Consider the following 15,675-nt stretch of genomic DNA (forward strand, 5'->3'; position numbering starts at 1 on the left):
CTCTGCCGGGTTAAAGATTTCCAAGTCTTTTTCTGGCAATTGCAGCTTCCGGAGAAGAACCATGTTGTTTCAGTATTTTTTTATAAATTACTCTGGCAGTTCCTTTATCCGACAGTTTTTCAAATGCAAGCCCCTGTTTCAACATCGCCGCCGGTGCTTTGGCATGATTTGAATTCTGAGATATAATCTTCTGGTACTGCATAATTGCCTTATCATATTCTTTTTGTTTGAAAAGGCATTCACCCATCATAAACCGTCCCTCTACCTTGTTTCGGGCCGACCCGTTTTCGGCAATTCGTTCAAAAAGGGAAAAAGCCTTGGTGAATTTGTTGTTATTATATAATTTCATGGCCTTGTCCATGTCATTATTAACTGAAGTTGCCGGCTGTTTCTTCCTGGATTCAACGTTTTCCCTGGCTGTTTCTACCTGTGCGATGGATGTGGATCTAACTTTTTTTGCGGAAACAGTACTGTTCTTTTTCTGTTTAACAGTGCGGACTGAATATTTTATTTTTTTCTTGTCTACCAGCAAGTGTTTACCCCTTGTCTTTTTAAGACCGGCATTACTTGCTGCAAGAGCCTTCGCCTTTGCCGCCGCTGCAGCGCGTGCTGCCGCTTGGGCCTTCATTTCAGCTTCTCGAATTCTCGCTTCCTGGATAGCTTTGAGATGCTCATTTTGCAGACGAATCTGCTCATTGAGTTCATTGAGTTTTCTTTCTTTTTCCTTTTGTTTTTCCTCAATAGCTCTGAGAAGCTCTTCTCTCTTTGCTTCTTCAGTCATTGCCACTTCAGTGATTGATTCCGCAAGTTCTTTATTGTTTTCCCTTAATCTTCTGTTCAGATGGTTGGTTTCTTCAAGCTGGCTCTGCAATTCAAGAATTTCCTGCTCGAGTTGGTCCATTTTTCCTGAAGACGCTGCCTGTCGTTTTTGCAGTTGACCAAACGTGGTTGATTTCATGTCTTCAAGTTTTTTATTTACAATTCGTAATTGATAGCGAAGATCATCGATATCGGCCTGGGAAGCACACTGAATCAGAAACGGGCTGCAGGCAAAGACAAGGGCGAAATTCAGGAGAGTTTTTTTCATGATATAAAATATATTATTTGATTAGTGCCTTACTCCTGAATTTCTGTCATAAAAAACAAGAAACCAGGGAAGGTGTTTTGAAATTAAATGGTTAGGTTTATTTCTATGGCACTTATACCCCCTTGTGGGGTGTTAGTATTAAATTATTGCTTTCCAGGTATTGTCGACACTATCTAGACCATTGAGGATAAGTCTGACTACCAGGGAAAGAGAACATTCTTCTTTGGAATGATCCATCTTTCATTATAACGTATATCTGGTGTCTTTTGCCATCACGTTTTGCAAAAGCAATCTGATTCCCGTCAGGCGACCATACCGGAGATTCATGGTGACTGAGATCAACGGTGAGCTGGGTTGGGGTTTCATCTTTTAACGGATTCATTGTAAAGAGTTGATATACTCCATTTCTCAAGCTTGAATAAACAATTTTGTTTTCAGTGGGAGACCAGTTTGGTTCAGCATTTTCCGTACCTTCAAAAGTAAGTCGCCTTATTTTTCTACTTCTCATATCCAGAAGATACAGTTGTGGTTTCCCGCTTCTATCTGAAACAAAAACGATATAACGACCGTCCGGAGACCATGTTGGAGAAACATTTATACCTGATTTACTGGTCAGCTGTTCAAGTATATTTCCCCTGCTGTCAAGGAGATAAAGGTCTGGAGTGCCACTTTTAGAGAGAGTGAGGACCATGCGGTCACCGTCTGGTGACCAGGCAGGTGCAAGATTGAGTCCTTTTCTTCTTGATAAAACACGGGTTGTTTTTGACTGGCGCAGGTCAGTAATATAGAGATTCTGGTTACCTGTGTGGTATGAGGTATACGTGAGATAAATACCATCAGGTTTGAACCTGGGGGAGACGGTAAGATTTCTGTGCCGGGTGATCTGCCTGAGTTTTTTACCTAGTATATCGGTAAGGTACACTTCTTTTGTTTTTTTAACCCTGGATACAAATGCAATCTTTGTATTTGCAATACCATTTATTCCTGTGAGTGTTTTGATAACATGATCACAAAACTTAAAAAGCATTTTGTCCTTTTGGCCCATTGGACCTGAAAAGGATTTTCCCATGATAACTTCATTTCCCGCGACATCAAAGAGACGAAGTTCTAGTTTTATGTTTTTCGGTGTAATGCTGTAGCTTCCAAAAACAACGTAATCAACACCATGTCTCTTCCAGTCAGCCTTGAGACTGCCACCATATTGGGAGATTGGCAGAATTGAAATAATGCCATGAAATTTTAGTGATTTTGCCAAAGTATCGGCCATATCCCTGCCAAGGCGCTGCCGATGGCCATCAAGATTTTTATTGGTAAACCAGGGAACGGCAATATTAATTTTTCTTGTTTCCGGAGCTGTGATGTCGAGATAGACCCGACCTGCTCCAGAAGCATTGCCAGTAAAGAAAAGAGTTATGAGAATAAAAAGACCTGCTGTCGTCCGTATTATATTCATGGCATTATCAGTAAGTTGTTTTTTAAAACCCGAAAGAAGGCGAAACTGGGCAATAGAGGAAAACAAACCTCACCCTTGCCCGCTATCGTATTGAACCGGGTTTAAAGCGTAATCCTATTTCATATCGCTGCTTTTTCATCGCTGGAGGAATTGGCGGCAGGGGACTGGCTGACTCGATGGTTTTTGTGACAAATTGATCAAAGATCCTGTCCCCGGATTTCCTTTCAAAAAACATATTTGCAATATGACCGTTTTTGTTGATCGTAATAACCACAACCGCGGTCAGATCAGGTTTTTTCTGCATATACTCGGGAAGAGACCAGAACTGATGCAATCTGGCAAAAATTGCTGCATGGTATTGTCCTTCCAGAAGATTCATACTTCCTGAGATCCGGCTGTTTCCTGATGTTTTTTTGACAGGTGCGGATTGCCTGGCAGCAGATTGCGTAAAAGTATCTTTTTTGAGCAGTTCCCGTTCCCGTTGCAATTCCTCAAGAGCTCTTCTTGCTTTTTCCTCGGCGATCTCTTCCTGCCGCAATGCTTCAGCAAGCTTTTGTCGCTTTATCCTTGCAAGTTCATTACGACTCCGGGTTTTGGTTTTTCTTCGGACTTTTTTTCTTTTCTTACGTTTAAGAGGTTTAATGGAGACAGTTTTTTTAGGGGATTTTACGACCTTTTTTACATGAACTGCTGCGGGAGAAATTTTTTTGGTTTTCACAACCGGTTTATTTTTTTTTACAGCCGGAGCCTTCTCCACAACCGGCTCCGGCGCAACTTCTGCAACATTTATGAGGCTGACAGTGTAAATGTCGGCAAATTTAGGTTTCGCATCAAAAAGGCCGGGAAGATACATGGCTCCGGCTATAAGAAGAAAATGCAGACCAATTGCGATAGTGGACGGTATTTTCCATTCACTTTCAGACATAACTGTAATTTGAAATTGTTTGGGCACTGACTATTTTTTTTCAGAAGGTTTGGTAATCATACCTATTTTATCAAATCCTACAGCTTTGATATCAGCCATTACTCCCACAACGATTCCGTATGGTACATTTTTATCAGCCCTCAGAAAAATGGGCTGTTTCTTGTTCATGGCATAATTTTTTTCCAGTTCCTGTACCATGAGGGCTCTCACCTGAACAACGTTGTTTATGCTAATCTGTCCATCCTTGTCGATAGTAACGATAATGGGTTTTTCTTCCTGCCTCAACGACTTGGAAGTCGTTTCGGGCAGGTCGATATTCAACCCCTGGGTCATCATGGGAGCCGTGACCATAAAAATAATAAGCAAAACAAGCATAACATCAACGAGGGGAGTTACATTGATATCAGACACTAGTCGTTTTCTTCCATTCCCACGTACTGGTCCCATCTGTCTACACCCTGCTTATCATGTCTCTTTCAACAAGATTTAAAAAATCTGTTGTGAAATTATCAATTTCGCTCTGGATATAATCAAGCTGATTAGAAAAATGATTGTAAAAAATGACTGCTGGAATGGCTACAGCGAGTCCCGCTGCCGTAGCTACAAGGGCCTCGGAAATGCCGGGAGCGACTACTGCAAGGGAAGCTGATCCCCGCTGGCCGATATCGTGGAAGGAAACCATGATTCCCCAGACTGTTCCAAACAGGCCAATGAAAGGCGTGGCACTTCCCGTGGTGGCCAGAAAGGGCAGATTTTTTCCTAAAAAGTTGATTTTCCGGGATTCAGCCTTGCGTACAGCCCGTTTAAGATTATCCATGGTTGCCAGCTGCATGTCCAGGGATTCACCGGATATGCCGGTTTCTTTTTTGCTGCGGATTTTGTTGATTTTCTGCAGTTCATTAAAACCTGTTATAAAAACCTCTGCTTCGGGGCTATAGTCAAAATCCTCTGCAGCGACAAGTGCCTCGCTCAGATTGGCGGAGCTCCAGAAAGTTTCAAGAAAATCTTCTGAATCCAATCGGACTTTTTTGAACAGTCGGGCCTTTGTGAAAACTATTGTCCAGGAAACAATGGAAAATATCAGGAGAGTAAACATAACCAGCTGACCCACCGGGCCAGCATGGAGAACCATATTAGTTATTGATAGCTGCACAACTTATATCCTTTCAATTAGTGGAGAGTCTGAAATACGTCAGGACGTTTCCGATGTCACCTCAATCCGGCACTTTAAAAATGAAGAAAAATTATTCCCTTACCTGATCACAATGCTATAAAAAATATTTATTCTTTTTGGCGTACTGATTGTGTGATGCGATTTCTTTCCCATTTTTTTTGCTCTGCAAGATTGCCAATTGCAGGATTTAGGCGTCATTCGAAGCTTCTAAAAATGTCACTCAAACAGCTTCTACCTGGGAGCAGTATCTTACCTGCTTTGAACAAAAATTCAACCGCCTTGATTATTTTACAGTAGGTATGGAAGTTCTTGAGGTGACTTTGTAAAATTGCTTGGACAGGAAATGATCTTTCAGGAAATAGCCTTATTTCGTCGGAGCTACCATAGCACAGGAAAAGTTCACTGTAACTGCTGTTTTCCGGCCGGTTAATAGTTTTCCTTTTAAAAAACACACGCCTGCCAGAATTTCTTTAAGAGTGACATGCACGGTTACAGAATCACCGGGGTTGACAGTTCTCTTGAATTTGGCATTTTCTATGCGTGTAAGAACCGGCACTTTTCGGATTCCATCCTCATTGACTAAACCTTTTTGGGCCATGAGAAGAGCACCACTCTGAAAAATTATCTCACAGAGCAGAACTCCCGGCATTATGGGATTTTCAGGATAATGACCTGTAAAAATATCCAGATCATCGGGAATATATTTTTCCGTTACAATACTGTTTTCGTCAAAGGATAAAATAGTGTCGACCCAGAGAAAGGGCGGCCTGTGGGGGATAAGATCTATGACTGACTGTTTCATTTTACAGTCCGCCGGTAATTTCAAGTACTGTTCCGGTAATATATCCGGCCCCGGGGCCTGCCAGAAAAAGAACACTTTCTGCAATTTCCTGTGGTGTGCCAAAACGACGCATAGGAACCATTTTTTTATAGGCAGCCACCTGTTCCCTGGTGAGATCATTAATAAATTCTGTTGCAATGAAGCCTGGTGACACACAGTTTACTGTGATTTTTTTTCTTGCAACTTCTTTTGCAAGAGTACGGGTCAGTCCTATTTGTCCGGCTTTGGAGGCAGCGTAATTTGCCTGTCCTGAGAACCCAAGATGGGAGACGGGAGAGGTAATGTTGATAATACGACCGTATTTCTTTTTCATCATGAGTAGAACTGCATGTTTGCACATGAAAAACGTACCACTCAGGTTTACATCAATAACATCCTGCCAATCCTGCTCCTGCATGAGCGCCAGAACAGAATCCTTCCTTATGCCCGCATTATTGATCAGTACATCTATATCTTCGAATTGTTCTTCAATTTCTGAAAAAAGTTTCTGTACCGCATCTTTATCTGAAATATCACATTGAAATAATGTGATGGAGGATGCGTGTTCAATGTTTTCTTCAAGAAAAAGTTCGGCAGTTTTTGTGTTTTCCCCATAAATACCAATAACATGAGCACCCTCTTTAACAAAAGCTTCTGAAATGGCTTTGCCGATTCCCCGGGTTGCGCCTGTAATAACTACTTTCTGTCCTTTAAAAATATTCATATCGGGTATGGTCCTTTTCACCTGTTCCTGAACCTTCATAAAAGACTACGAGCGAAGATAACTGTCAACATCGTTGGAAACAATAACTCCATAGTTAATTGCTCCAAGCCATCCGGACATTATTATTCCTACAGAACCCACATGAAAAAGTCCCGGGACTTCCTTGAAAATTGATCTGGAAATATCAAGACCCTCAAATTTGGTACCAAAAGATGTTCCCCGGGTGTGCAGAGTATACCTGTTGAATGTTTTTGGCGTGGCAGCTTCCGTCCAGTCAATTTTATCGGCGACATCTGGAAGATACCTCTGAAGATCTTTGACACTTCTGGTAATGAGTTCTCTTTTTCTTGCCTGGTAAAGATCCTCATTCAGCCCGCTCCAGTCTCCATAACGGCTGTTCATCGAAGCAACCACGGTATAGCGGTTCAATCCCGGCCGTGTTTTCGGGTAGTATATTGAAAATGTTTTGGATTTTGTCTCTACATCAAGCAATTCTTCCGAATCAAATTGAGGTGCAGTTGAACTGAAGATAAGATCGCCGATATCCTTAATACTTTCACCATTCTTAATTCCGATATAAACCTGACAACTGGAATTGTTGACTCTTATCTTATCTGCACGGCCCATAAATTCATCAGAAAAAACATCTTTGCCGGTCAGGTTGTAAATTGTATTTGTAATACCGCTGTTTGAAACCACAGCCTTTGCAGTAATGACCTTGCCAAACACTTCAACTCCCCGAACCTTGCCTCGTTCAACCACAATTCTGTCAACACGTGCCTGGGTACAGAGAGTGACACCGTTCTTTTCCAGCTCATCAGCCATCATGCCGATCAGTTTATCAGTGCCTCCCCTGAAAGTAAAAACGCCACGATTCATAAAATTGGAAAAAACAATTCCATAGGTGATCGCGGGATCATCAAGGGTTGAACCGTTTGCATAAGTTATCGGTTCCATAAGGAAACGATGTACATCAGTTCTGCCCGGGAAAAAATCTTCGAAAAGTTCACGGGTGGACAAGGTTTGGTCATCATAGAAATTCATTCCGGATACAGTCTCAAAAAAACGATCGATGACTGGGCGGGATATGGAAAAATGATGTTCCAGGATACGGGTAAAATCTTCCTTGTCAAAGGTTGTCCGCAGGGAAAACTGCGGGTTATCGAAAACTATATTTTTGAGCTGAACTATTGATTCCATGATGGCTTTATTCCAATACTTTTTACATGTTTTGACCATGCCGTATGGAAAGCCGTGGAGAGAAATGTCAAAAATATGACCCTTGCGCCTGAACCAGGTGGCCAAACCACCGAGTCTGTGATGGTGTTCCAGCAGAAGAACCCTGTGGCCACAATAGGCAAGCCGGTTTGCCGTGGTCATTCCGCCAAGACCGGAACCAATTATTATGGCATCGTAATTCTCTGAGAGCTGTGAAAATGTTTTTGGCATTACTTTTTGAAAATATATTATTCTGATCCCATCATCAGCATACGGTACAAGCAGTTGATCAGGGGAAGGTTGCTGTGCTGTATAACTTTTATAACCTCGGGAGTATATGTCTGTTCACAATAGACACTCCACTCAGCATGGAACCGATTATACCAAGAAATCCCTGGTCTGTTCCAGCTAGAAAAAGGTTGGTAAACCCGATATCTCCATCTTTAATTTTATCAGGACTGCCATAGATTGCCCCGTCGATTTTTGAAGTATATCTTTCAATAGTTACAGGGGTGAAGGTGTCTTCATATACTATGTTTGTTCTGAAATTTCCAATTTTATTCTCTATTCGTTCCAGGGTCAGCCCTGAGGATATTTTCTTTTGAGCAAGATAATTTCGCCGGTTGTCCGCCAGGTTTTTCCATTGAGTGTAATTGGCCAGATGTGTGGCACGTATTTCAATTTCATTCTTTTTCTCAATGCCATGAAAATGAGCTGGAAAACAGATCACTCCGCTGGAATGATCCACATAATCATCCGGTCTTTGATATCTGAATGTATCAGCATCGTTGTAGAAAATAATAGTTTTCCTGTTTTCTTCAAGGAATTCAGGGTTATTTTTTACTCTGAAAATTGTCTCCGTGAAAGCAAGTCGAGGACGATTGGGAGAAGGTTGGTCGGTCAGAAGCCGGCGGGTCTCATCTGCACCGATAGTGGAAAGAATATAGTCACACTCAATTTTTTCACCGGAAACAAGTTGTACTCCATGTACCTCAGTTCCATCATGGAGAATTCTGTTGACCTCCGCATTCTGCTGTATTCTGCCGCCAAAACCGGTAAAATGGCTGATCAATATATCAAGAAATTCCTTGATATTTCCCTGGGGACGAAACATCCCCTGCAGGTAAATGGCCTGGAACATAATAACAAACTGGTTCAGATCCATATCATTTTCATGACTTGAACCATAATACATCAGGGGACAGAGCAGCATTTCCACCAGAAGATCATTCTGCAGCAGGGTGGCAAGAACCTTTTTTGCTGAACGAAAAGGAGTTTTGGCAAATGGATCAATTGTGTCAAGATAGGAAATCAGTTTTCGGAATCTGTCAATTGATTGCGGAAACACGTGGCTGATTTCAGACTCCAACAATCTGTAGTCATTAGAAAAACGTAGTGAGGCCTTATCTTTGAAGACTATCTCACTGCCGAACTGCTGACAGAAAACAAATTGTTTTCGTTTGAGTTTCAGTTGCCTGAACAGGCGGTTGACCGGGGCATCTTTCTGCTCGGGTGGCGCATAGTTTGTAATAGCATGCAAACCCGTTTCAAACAGAATTTTATTTCTAAAATAATAAGAATTAAGACCGCCGGGTCTTGAATGTTTTTCCAGAATAAGAATATCGGGAACAAACCGTGCAGCTCTGATTGCGGCGGCCAGCCCTGAAAGGCCGCCGCCAATCACCAAAAGCGGAATTTTCACTAAATCAGGCGTCTTTGAGAAGGGGTTGGAGGTAGGTCACACAACTGTTCAGAGACGCCAGATTGGGATAATCTTCTTCAGGGATCTGTAATTGGTGGCGTTTTCTAAGTTCCATGACTATATCCAGAAAATCCATTGAATCCAGGTCAAGCTGGTCTCGCAGGGGTTGATCAGGATCAAGATTCTCAAAATCAGCTTCATCATCAATATCTTCTATGATCTCAAGTATTAGATCTTTAATTTCTTCACTTGTCATGTAGCTCTCCAGATTCGGCGTTATCTATTCTTTCCCAGCGGGAATTGTCAGTTTAAAAGGAAACACTTCCTATAACATACCTTGCCTTTCTTTTTTATATTTATTTTTCAAAAAACTTATTTTTCAACATCCTGCTCAAACTTTTTTATGATAACAGCTGAATTGATTCCAACCATTCCAAACGAATTATTTAAAATGGTTGAAATAGAATCCGTTTTCAGGGCATGATTGATCACCATGTTTTCCAGGGCGCATTCAGGATCAAGGTTGTCGATATTAATCGTCGGATGAATATAATTGTCCTCAAATGCAGGAAGATTTCCAGCCAGTTCGAGAACACCGGCCGCTCCCATTGCATGACCGATAATGCTCTTTGTGTTGTTGACAAAAGTTTTCCCGGAACGCCCGAAAACTTCACGAATTGCTTTACATTCCTCAATATCCCCAGATTTTGTGCCCGTGGCATGGGTATTAATAAGATCAATGTCTTCTGGGGCCAGTCCAGCTCGCGCCAGAGCCAGCTTCATGCATTCCGCCTGTCGTTTGCCGTAGGGGAGAACAAAGTCACGTGCATCCGAATTCATGGCATAGCCTACTATTTCGCCATAAATATGAGCACCTCGCTTTAAGGCATTCTCCAGCTCTTCCAGAACATATACACACCCTCCTTCGGATATGACAATACCGTTTCTGTCAAGATCAAATGGCCGTGTGGCAAGTCGTGGGTCATCTGCATGATGCCCCAGCGCACCCTGGGCTTTGAAACTTGCAAAAATACCGAATGATCCTACAGATTCGGAAATCCCACCGGCAAGGACCATGTCCGCTTCACCCAGTCTCAGTATTTGTGTGGCTTGGATCAAGGAAGCGTTTCCGGCGGCACAGGCAGCGCCAACAACATAGTGAGGCCCGGTAATGCCCAGGTTCATAGTTATTTCACCGGCAGGATTGTTCAGGACCGTTCTGGGATTGTGATGATGCGTCCAATATTTAACGTCGTAATCAAACTGTTTTATATTGTACACTTCGTTTTCAGTTTCAACAGTTCCATGTTCAGTTAAACCAATTACAACGGCAACTTTTGAAACGTCATAGTGGTGTATGTCAAGTTTCGCGTCGGCCAGTGCTTCATTGGCGCAGTAAACACCAATGCAGCCAGCCCGGGTGCCTTTTTTGTTTTCTTTCTTCTTTCGATATTTTGTTTCCTGAAAGGTACATATTCCTGCAGGAGCTTTGCCGAAATAGCGGAGATCAATTTCCTGAATTTCACTTGTTCCCTGGAGAAGTTTTTCACGAAAATCTAATAAATTTGAGGCATTTGGTGCAGTGAGTCCGACACCTGTAATAACAATTCTACGAGTTTGCATAATTAACTGATGTACCAAATTGAGGATTTTTTGTTCAAAATTCCCACCGCAAAACGACTTTCAGCAGCTGAATTTTTAAATAATTTGTATAACTATAATATAATTACCGGATGAATTTTATCTTGTTGAATTTACATGGTTCTCCTGGTGTCGAGTATTGACGGCGAGTTTGCATTGTGGAGGTCGGATCAATTAATAAGAAAATTTACTTTTCTTTCTTCCCCCGATTTTGCCAACGAGAATACCAAATAAAAAAACAAGGGCCCCACAACCAAACCAGTAATAATTCTGCAGATCCTTGAGTCTGCTGTTTATTGAATGACACTCGTTAAGAGAAGACTTTTCCTTTGTGTATTCTTCCAGGAGATTGTTATAGGTGTCTTTTAACTTTTTGAGTTGCACGAGAATGAATTCTTTTTCTTTTACCACTGTTTCAATCTTTTTCCCTTCAGAAGAGACGTGAGAAAGCCTGGCAATTTGATCGTTCTTGCCGTCAAGCTCCTGCTTCATCGTCTTTAACGTATCCCGAAGGACTGCCACATCATCCTGACTTGAGAAATCTTTTTCCCCCTGTAATTTTTTTTCCAGCTGGGTGATTTTTTCCTGAAGCTGTTTTATAATCACGCTTTTCGGTAATGCTGACTTGACATATTGCTTTGCAATCCATCCTGTCTTCCCGGTTTGGGTTCTAACCTTGAAGTATTCATTATTTTCTTCTATAATTTTAACTTCTTCTTCAGATTTAACAACTCCGGTTACAGTAAAGGGCCTTTGGATATTGTCTCTCAGGTTTATAACCAGAAAGTCAGAAATATAGCCTGTCGCCTCCTGTTGTTCTTCCTCACCCAGGCAGCTGCATGTGTCAAAAATAACAAAAAAACTGAGTATGAGAAAAATAACTTGAAGGGATCTGTACATAATGAGCTCCTGCTGTCTTTCTGTTCTGCAGTTACAAGCAAGACTGCTTAACAACTCCATTTCCAGATAAACTGGATTTCCTTAATGAATGAGATCTTTGATTAATGCTTCTCTGTATACAAATTGAATATATGGATGTCAATTTTTAACGGTTTTATCTGAAAATTCCATGACCAAAGGTCGTTTGGCAGCAATTGGGAAGTGAAATCAGCTTTGAAGTATTCATTTCAGTTGAAGCCTGGCCATAAAATGGCCTTTTTGCCAAGATATCTGCGTCGCTACGAAAATAAAAATGCTCACATATGCCTTATAGGCTGCGTTTTTTATTTTTCTATGCTCCTCGGAGACTTCGCTTACCTGAAATCGAACAAAAAATCCCATTTATGGGCAGACACTGGCTAAAAGATAGTGTGAAAATATACTGTTATTTATGATTGACAGTAACAGAATTTGTTATCATACTAACATGTATATGCTGCAAAAAAAATCGGGCAGTCATCTCAATCCTTTACTTGATGTTGTTTGGTAATCCGAAAATAAAAAAAGGGCACCTGGATGGGAAAACAGGAAGAAAGTGAAATTGATATCATAGAAAACATAAAAAAAGAAATCGCTCTTTCGGAAGAAAAAAGAAGAGAAAAAAGATTTCAACATAATGTTGCAGTGCTAAAACAGGGTAATCTCGCGGTTTTTGAAAATGAAGAATTTGTTCTGAGCTTTGTTGATTATCTCAGTAACACCCTTGAGATCCCTGAAAATGAATTGAAAACACTGCTGTCAGGAATGAGCCAGGGTGCTCTATCCGAAAACAAATGTATCAAGGAAAGAAGTGTTATGCTTCTGACACTTTCCGCTGATTATATTTTTTCTCAGAACAACAGTGACCTTATTATCAATATTCTTGATATTTTTCTCGGCTGGATTGAATACGAGAAAGACTTTATCACAGGTTTTACCGTGATCATGAAAAAACTTGAAGAGATAGTCTTTCGCTTAATTGAAACGAATTCCTGGTCTGACGTAGAACGGGTTTTAACAAAACTCTCTCTTATTCAGAAAAATAAAATCCAAAAAAAGAAAGTATTTTCAGGACTGGTCAACGCGACGTTTAACAGAATAGTCTCTGAGACCCTGTTAAAAACCCTTGCTGAAAATATTCTTGAAGGGGGAGAGTCTCTTCAGATTTACAAGAATATTTTTCTTCTCAGTGGAAAGAATGGAGTCAGTTTTCTCCTGGAACAGTTAAGCCGATGCTCAGACAATCAGGAAAGGATGGAGTTGATAAATCTAATTTCCTCCTTCGGGTATACTGCTTCACCGATTCTTGTGGAATACCTGCAAAAAGAACCATCATCGCTTCTTGTCTGCAATATACTGCATATAATGGCTGAGATTGGAGATCAACAGTTGTATGGGTATCTGCGCAAATATCTTGACCACGATGACAGCCGCATTCAGCATGAGGCTGTTCGCTGTATTTTCAAGCTCGAAGGGCAGGATCTTTCATTCAGAATAGGTGAGGCGCTGGAACGGGTTGATGACCCGATGAAGTGTAAAATAATCAGACAGTTGGCTGAGTCGGATGCCGATCAATCGGACACGGTTAGAATTTTACAGAAGCTTTCAAGAAAAAGGCTGCAGACTAAAACTCCACAGTGCCTTGAATTATTAAAAACAGTTGCGGCCGTACTGAAAAAATACCCGCTTCCAGAAAGTGTTGAGCTGTTGGAAGAGATGTCGAAGGAATGTGAAGAACAACAACCAGAACTTGAACAGCTTGAATTCCAGGTAAAGGAATCCTTGAGAATTCTGCGCCCGAGACTTCGTCATTCAACACGGGAAACAGATAATGCGATGGAGACCATCTTTTTTGATGAAGATCCGGATTTAAGACAGTCAACCTATCAAAAGATCAGAGAAACCAACGAACATATCAATGTACTTTATCAGTCCGGCGATATTGAAGGAGCAGGAAAATTCATATATAAAGAAGCCATTTCTGCGGCTCAGCAGAAAGATTTTCATACCGCTGAGTCATTGCGGGATCGCCTTATAGAAATTAATCCGATGGCCCTGAAAGATGCTATTGAACTCGGAGAATTTATTGATGCTGAAAAAGAAAGAAACATGGAGACACAATATCTGCAGATATGGCAAGGACTCCAGGAAAAACTGGCAAAAGTTGAGGTAAATGAGCTTTTCAACAGTCTGCGAAAAGAGTATTTTCCGAAAGATTCCATCTTAGTACGAAGTGGTGAAATAGATGACAGCCTCTATTTTCTCAATTCCGGTTATATTGGTCTTTCCAGTGTTTCAGGCAATAATGAAACTTTCTTAAAAAGAATGCAGCCAGGGGATCTGATAGGGGGAGAACATTTTTTTTCAGTATCGGTATGGACGGTGACACTTAAAGCTCTGACTGAAGTCGAAGTTCAGGTGCTGAGTCGTGAAATTTTTGAAAAAATTACCGAAATTTATCCGCATATTGAAACAGTGCTGCAGGAACACTATTATCAGCAGGAAAATATAGTCACACTTTTGGAGATGGCAGGTGACGACCGCCGTGAAAGTCCCCGTTATCCGGTTACTCTCTTTATCAGAAATATGTTGCTCGATCCCTATGGAGACAGGGAACAGAGACCGTTTACCGGCGAACTCATGGACATATCCGAAGGGGGACTTGCGTTTGTCGTAATACTTTCAAAAAAAGATAATGCAAAACTCCTTCTGGGCAGACAGGTTATTACAATAATACCTCTGGCTGGACAGAAGGAGATTCAATGTCTCGGTGTAATTGTCGGAGTAAGACTTTTTAAAAACGATGTTAATAATTTTTCAGTACACGTCAGACTCTTTAAAAAAATTGAACAGTCAGCCTTAAAACAACTGATCGGCATGTGGGAATAGTGTATTGTTGTTGAGATGAAAAAACTTTCTCAGACAATAACAGTACGTAACCTGAAAATTTCCCCTCCTGTTGCCCTTGCGCCGATGGTTGGTCTTTCCCATTGTGCCCTCCGCCTTCTTCTGAGGGAGCAGGGTGGATTTGGGGTTTTTTTCACTGAAATGCTTGCCGCAAAAAGACTCCCGCACGAAAATGATACAATTTCTCCTTTGCTGATAAGAGATCGAATTGAAAAACCACTCATTTACCAGATTGTCGTTTTTTCTCCGGAGCAGGTAGGTCCAGCGGTTGAAAAACTCCATCTGCTCAGAGCCGACGGAATAGACATTAATCTTGGGTGTCCGGCACCCATGGTTAAAAAACAGGGTGGGGGAATCTCTCTTTGCAATGACATTCATCATGCAAATAAGATTCTGAGTGAAATCCGCCGCAGAACACAACTTCCTGTTAGTGCCAAAATCCGCCTTGGTGTGGAATACAGAAGAGAAAAGCTCTCTGCTTTTTGTAAAAATCTGGAAGATCTGGGACTTGACTATTTGACTATTCATGCCCGTTTGAACGGGGAAAAATTCTGCAGAAAACCTCGGTGGAATGCGATCGCCGATATTAAAAAAGGCCTATCTATACCTGTTTTCGCAAATGGCGGAATTTTCTCAACAGAAGATGCCCTCAGATGTCTTGAACAGTCTGGCGCGGATGGTCTGATGCTTGGGAGGGGAGCAGTGAGCAGACCATGGCTTGGCGCTGAGATAAGCAGGGATGTTTATAACCGACCAATTGAAATTCATACCGATTCGCGGTCGAAAGTCTTTTTCAGATTTGCAGAATTGCTGGAAAAAAAGCTTCCACCAGAACGACGCCTTGGACGATTGAAACAGTTTACCCACTACTTTGCCACAACATATTCTTTTGGTCATTCTCTTGCCACATCAGTACAAAATTCGCCAACATTCCGCATGGCGATGAAAAATGCTGCAGAGTTTTTTGAAAATTCACAGTAAGTTCAATGAATTGTAAAATGGAAAATATTGATGAAGTACCTTTGTCAATAGATGTTTAAGATAAAAATACAAACAAATCTAAAACGCTGTATTTGCCGATAAGATATGAATACTTATTTTATTAT

General features: G+C 41.3%; 14 protein-coding genes. 2 read left to right on the forward strand and 12 right to left on the reverse strand.

Annotated elements, in window-relative coordinates; translation table 11 throughout:
- Nucleotides 1–10 precede the first annotated feature (10 nt).
- The 12 genes from LO777_RS07080 to LO777_RS07135 form a co-directional block, all read right to left on the reverse strand.
- Nucleotides 11–1,087 carry a tetratricopeptide repeat protein gene (locus LO777_RS07080; protein WP_228856824.1) on the reverse strand — a complete coding sequence of 359 codons (1,077 nt, stop codon included), beginning with the start codon at nucleotides 1,085–1,087 and terminating at the stop codon, nucleotides 11–13.
- Nucleotides 1,088–1,256: 169 nt separating this feature from the next.
- Nucleotides 1,257–2,540, reverse strand: a complete 1,284-nt coding sequence (locus LO777_RS07085; protein ID WP_228856825.1) for a DPP IV N-terminal domain-containing protein — start codon at nucleotides 2,538–2,540, stop codon at nucleotides 1,257–1,259.
- 82 nt (nucleotides 2,541–2,622) lie between these two features.
- Nucleotides 2,623–3,465 (reverse strand): energy transducer TonB, encoded by an 843-nt coding sequence (locus LO777_RS07090; protein ID WP_228856826.1) that lies wholly within the window; start codon nucleotides 3,463–3,465, stop codon nucleotides 2,623–2,625.
- Nucleotides 3,466–3,495: 30 nt separating this feature from the next.
- Nucleotides 3,496–3,912 (reverse strand): protein TolR, encoded by a 417-nt coding sequence (gene tolR / locus LO777_RS07095; RefSeq protein WP_228856827.1) that lies wholly within the window; start codon nucleotides 3,910–3,912, stop codon nucleotides 3,496–3,498.
- Nucleotides 3,913–3,916: 4 nt separating this feature from the next.
- Nucleotides 3,917–4,618, reverse strand: a complete 702-nt coding sequence (gene tolQ / locus LO777_RS07100) for a protein TolQ (RefSeq protein WP_228856828.1) — start codon at nucleotides 4,616–4,618, stop codon at nucleotides 3,917–3,919.
- 385 nt (nucleotides 4,619–5,003) lie between these two features.
- Nucleotides 5,004–5,441: a 3-hydroxyacyl-ACP dehydratase FabZ family protein gene (locus LO777_RS07105; RefSeq protein WP_228856829.1), complete on the reverse strand. Its 438-nt coding sequence runs from the start codon at nucleotides 5,439–5,441 to the stop codon at nucleotides 5,004–5,006.
- A 1-nt stretch (nucleotide 5,442) separates the two neighbouring features.
- Nucleotides 5,443–6,183 (reverse strand): 3-oxoacyl-ACP reductase FabG, encoded by a 741-nt coding sequence (gene fabG, locus LO777_RS07110; protein WP_228856830.1) that lies wholly within the window; start codon nucleotides 6,181–6,183, stop codon nucleotides 5,443–5,445.
- Between the two features lie 45 nt (nucleotides 6,184–6,228).
- Nucleotides 6,229–7,632, reverse strand: a complete 1,404-nt coding sequence (locus tag LO777_RS07115; RefSeq protein ID WP_228856831.1) for a phytoene desaturase family protein — start codon at nucleotides 7,630–7,632, stop codon at nucleotides 6,229–6,231.
- An 88-nt stretch (nucleotides 7,633–7,720) separates the two neighbouring features.
- The gene (locus tag LO777_RS07120; protein ID WP_228856832.1) at nucleotides 7,721–9,103 is read right to left on the reverse strand and encodes a phytoene desaturase family protein; all 1,383 of its coding nucleotides are present in this window, start codon (nucleotides 9,101–9,103) and stop codon (nucleotides 7,721–7,723) included.
- Nucleotides 9,104–9,107: 4 nt separating this feature from the next.
- A complete protein-coding gene (locus tag LO777_RS07125) occupies nucleotides 9,108–9,359 on the reverse strand; it encodes an acyl carrier protein (protein WP_228856833.1) in 252 nt (83 codons plus the stop codon).
- A 116-nt stretch (nucleotides 9,360–9,475) separates the two neighbouring features.
- On the reverse strand, nucleotides 9,476–10,726 hold the full coding sequence (locus tag LO777_RS07130) for a beta-ketoacyl-[acyl-carrier-protein] synthase family protein (RefSeq protein ID WP_228856834.1): 1,251 nt from the start codon (nucleotides 10,724–10,726) through the stop codon (nucleotides 9,476–9,478).
- A gap of 192 nt (nucleotides 10,727–10,918) precedes the next feature.
- On the reverse strand, nucleotides 10,919–11,644 hold the full coding sequence (locus tag LO777_RS07135; protein ID WP_228856835.1) for a TIGR04211 family SH3 domain-containing protein: 726 nt from the start codon (nucleotides 11,642–11,644) through the stop codon (nucleotides 10,919–10,921).
- A 555-nt stretch (nucleotides 11,645–12,199) separates the two neighbouring features.
- On the opposite strand from LO777_RS07135, the gene LO777_RS07140 reads away from it, so the two are divergent.
- Together LO777_RS07140 and LO777_RS07145 are read left to right on the forward strand one after the other, a co-directional pair.
- Nucleotides 12,200–14,551: a cyclic nucleotide-binding domain-containing protein gene (locus tag LO777_RS07140; protein ID WP_228856836.1), complete on the forward strand. Its 2,352-nt coding sequence runs from the start codon at nucleotides 12,200–12,202 to the stop codon at nucleotides 14,549–14,551.
- A 15-nt stretch (nucleotides 14,552–14,566) separates the two neighbouring features.
- Nucleotides 14,567–15,550 carry a tRNA dihydrouridine synthase gene (locus LO777_RS07145; RefSeq protein ID WP_228856837.1) on the forward strand — a complete coding sequence of 328 codons (984 nt, stop codon included), beginning with the start codon at nucleotides 14,567–14,569 and terminating at the stop codon, nucleotides 15,548–15,550.
- Nucleotides 15,551–15,675: the final 125 nt, after the last annotated feature.

The organism is Desulfomarina profundi, assembly GCF_019703855.1.
In the GTDB taxonomy this organism is placed as follows: domain Bacteria; phylum Desulfobacterota; class Desulfobulbia; order Desulfobulbales; family Desulfocapsaceae; genus Desulfomarina; species Desulfomarina profundi.

What these genes read in the sequence shown, in the direction of transcription:
- tolR (WP_228856827.1), bottom strand. Translation starts at nt 3,912, where the DNA reads ATGGGACCAGTACGTGGGAATGGAAGAAAACGACTAGTGTCTGATATC.
- LO777_RS07080 (WP_228856824.1), bottom strand. Translation starts at nt 1,087, where the DNA reads ATGAAAAAAACTCTCCTGAATTTCGCCCTTGTCTTTGCCTGCAGCCCG.
- LO777_RS07140 (WP_228856836.1), top strand. Translation starts at nt 12,200, where the DNA reads ATGGGAAAACAGGAAGAAAGTGAAATTGATATCATAGAAAACATAAAA.
- LO777_RS07105 (WP_228856829.1), bottom strand. Translation starts at nt 5,441, where the DNA reads ATGAAACAGTCAGTCATAGATCTTATCCCCCACAGGCCGCCCTTTCTC.
- LO777_RS07145 (WP_228856837.1), top strand. Translation starts at nt 14,567, where the DNA reads ATGAAAAAACTTTCTCAGACAATAACAGTACGTAACCTGAAAATTTCC.
- LO777_RS07135 (WP_228856835.1), bottom strand. Translation starts at nt 11,644, where the DNA reads ATGTACAGATCCCTTCAAGTTATTTTTCTCATACTCAGTTTTTTTGTT.
- LO777_RS07090 (WP_228856826.1), bottom strand. Translation starts at nt 3,465, where the DNA reads ATGTCTGAAAGTGAATGGAAAATACCGTCCACTATCGCAATTGGTCTG.
- LO777_RS07125 (WP_228856833.1), bottom strand. Translation starts at nt 9,359, where the DNA reads ATGACAAGTGAAGAAATTAAAGATCTAATACTTGAGATCATAGAAGAT.
- LO777_RS07115 (WP_228856831.1), bottom strand. Translation starts at nt 7,632, where the DNA reads ATGCCAAAAACATTTTCACAGCTCTCAGAGAATTACGATGCCATAATA.
- fabG (WP_228856830.1), bottom strand. Translation starts at nt 6,183, where the DNA reads ATGAATATTTTTAAAGGACAGAAAGTAGTTATTACAGGCGCAACCCGG.
- LO777_RS07085 (WP_228856825.1), bottom strand. Translation starts at nt 2,540, where the DNA reads ATGAATATAATACGGACGACAGCAGGTCTTTTTATTCTCATAACTCTT.
- LO777_RS07130 (WP_228856834.1), bottom strand. Translation starts at nt 10,726, where the DNA reads ATGCAAACTCGTAGAATTGTTATTACAGGTGTCGGACTCACTGCACCA.